The 2,019-nt window shown below is 75.8% G+C and carries 3 protein-coding genes and 1 pseudogene; 1 reads left to right on the forward strand and 3 read right to left on the reverse strand.

Features of this window, described 5'->3' with window-relative positions; all coding sequences use genetic code 11:
• On the reverse strand, positions 1-310 hold a 310-nt coding region (locus H5J30_RS29700), incomplete at its 3' end, for a DAK2 domain-containing protein (RefSeq protein ID WP_181790441.1).
• Between the two features lie 221 nt (positions 311-531).
• On the opposite strand from H5J30_RS29700, the gene rpmB reads away from it, so the two are divergent.
• On the forward strand, positions 532-717 hold the full coding sequence (gene rpmB, locus H5J30_RS29705; RefSeq protein WP_018839653.1) for a 50S ribosomal protein L28: 186 nt from the start codon (positions 532-534) through the stop codon (positions 715-717).
• A gap of 72 nt (positions 718-789) precedes the next feature.
• On the opposite strand, the gene thiD is transcribed toward rpmB, so the two are convergent.
• Together thiD and H5J30_RS29715 are read right to left on the reverse strand one after the other, a co-directional pair.
• Positions 790-1,656 (reverse strand): bifunctional hydroxymethylpyrimidine kinase/phosphomethylpyrimidine kinase, encoded by an 867-nt coding sequence (gene thiD / locus H5J30_RS29710; RefSeq protein ID WP_181790443.1) that lies wholly within the window; start codon positions 1,654-1,656, stop codon positions 790-792.
• Positions 1,649-2,019: pseudogene (locus H5J30_RS29715) on the reverse strand (thiamine-phosphate kinase); the annotation flags it as partial. The gene thiD and the pseudogene H5J30_RS29715, both read right to left, overlap by 8 nt.

A 2,019-nucleotide genomic window follows, 5' to 3' on the forward strand; every position in this document is an offset into this window, starting at 1 on the left:
GCAGCTCCGCCAGGATCGTCCCCGAGTTGCCCCGCGCCCCGATCAGGGCGCCGTGGGCCATCGCCCGCAGCACGTCCGCCACCGCCGGCTCCACGCCGCCGCCGGCGCCCGCGCCCTCCGCCGCGAACGCCCCGTACACCGCGTCCACCGCCTGCGCCGCCGACTCGACCGTCAGGTACATGTTCGTCCCGGTGTCGCCGTCGGCGACCGGGAAGACGTTGACGGCGTCGATCTCCTCCCGGCCGCGGCCCAGCGCCTCCAGGGCCAGGACGCACCAGGCCCGCACGGAAGCGGCGTCGAGCACCTGCACAACCCCCTCGGAGCGACGACGGCAAGGCCGGGTACGGTGTAGCCGCAGCGTAGCCGCTGGACCGGCGATTTCCTCCGCCGGGAAGCGCCGTAGTATGCTGCACGGGTTGCCCGGTCCCGTACCGGGCCTTCCTTCCCCGGCACGGCCGACCTGCTCCTTCCCTGGAGAAGGGCGCGCTGCCGGGATCCGACCGTACGTGCATCAGAAGCTTGGAGTGACCCGTGGCTGCCAACTGCGACGTCTGTGGCAAGGGGCCGGGCTTCGGCAACAACATCTCCCACTCGCACCGCCGCACCCGCCGCCGCTGGAACCCCAACATCCAGCGGGTGCGCGCCGTGGTCGGGGGGACGCCGAAGCGCCTCAACGCCTGCACCTCGTGCATCAAGGCGGGCAAGGTCTCGCGCTGACGCAGCGCAGCCGCCCACGCACGGCGAGCCGGTCCACCGCAGAGTGGGCCGGCTCTCCCGCGTTCGCAGCCGTCAGGGCGCAGAGGCCCGGCCGCCCCCGTCCGTCCGCCACCGCCACCCGTGGTCCACCGGGCCCGTCCCCGCCCCCAGCGGGAACCCCCCGGCGATCGCCCCCGTGACGTACTCCTTCGCCGCCGCCACCGCCTCCGGCACCCCCCGCCCCCGCGCCAGATACGCGGCGACGGCGCTGGCCAGCGTGCAGCCCGTGCCGTGGGTGTGCGGCACGGGCAGCCGGGGCGTGCGCAGCCAGTGCTCCTCCGTGCCGTCCGTCAGCAGGTCCACGGCACCCTCGTCCGCGGGCAGATGGCCCCCCTTGACCAGCACCCACCGCGGTCCGTACGCGAGCAGCGCGGCCGCCGCCCGCGGCATGTCCGCCTCGCCGGCCACCCGTATCCCCGTCAGCCACGCCACCTCGGCCAGGTTCGGGGTGACGACGGTCGCCGCCGGCAGCAGCCGCGTACGCACCACGTCCAGCGCCTCGGCCGCCAGCAGCCGGTCGCCGTGGGTGGAGACGCCGACGGGGTCGACCACGACCGGCGCGGGCGTCCCCGCCAGCAACTCCGCGACCACGGCCACGGTCTCGGCGCCGGCGAGCATGCCGGTCTTCACCGCCAGGATGCCGATGTCGTCGACGACGCTGCGGAACTGGGCCCGCACCGCCGCCACCGGAAGCACCCAACTGCCCTGCACTCCCAGGGAGTTCTGCGCGGTCACGGCGGTCACGACGCTCATGCCGTGCACGCCGAGCGCGAGCATCGTCTTCAGGTCGGCCTGGATGCCCGCGCCGCCGCCGGAGTCGGAGCCGGCGACGGTCAGCACCCGCGGCGGCGCGCCCGCGCCCGCGCCGACGGCCCCGCCGGTGCCCGCCGGCTCACTCACCGAAGTGGTCCCAGCCCGCCGCTCCCCGCCACGGCTCGCCGTCCACCGTCACCTGCGCCGCCGCCGACGGCGCCTGCACCTCGCCGACGACCCGCCACCGCGCCGGCAGCTTCACCTGCGGCGGGAACGTCGCCACGATCGCGTGGTCCTCGCCGCCCGTCAGCACCCACTGCAGCGGGTCCACGCCCACCGCCTTGCCGATGTCCGCCATCTGCCCGGGCACGTCGAGCGCCGCGGTGCGGATGTCGATACGGACCTTCCCCGCCGCCGCGACGTGCCCGAGGTCGGCCAGCAGCCCGTCGCTGACGTCCGTCATCGACGTGGCGCCGAGCCCTGCCGCCGCCGGGCCCGCCTGGTACGGCG

Origin of the sequence: Streptomyces phytophilus, assembly GCF_013870535.1 — a bacterium.
GTDB lineage: Bacteria > Actinomycetota > Actinomycetes > Streptomycetales > Streptomycetaceae > Streptomyces > Streptomyces phytophilus.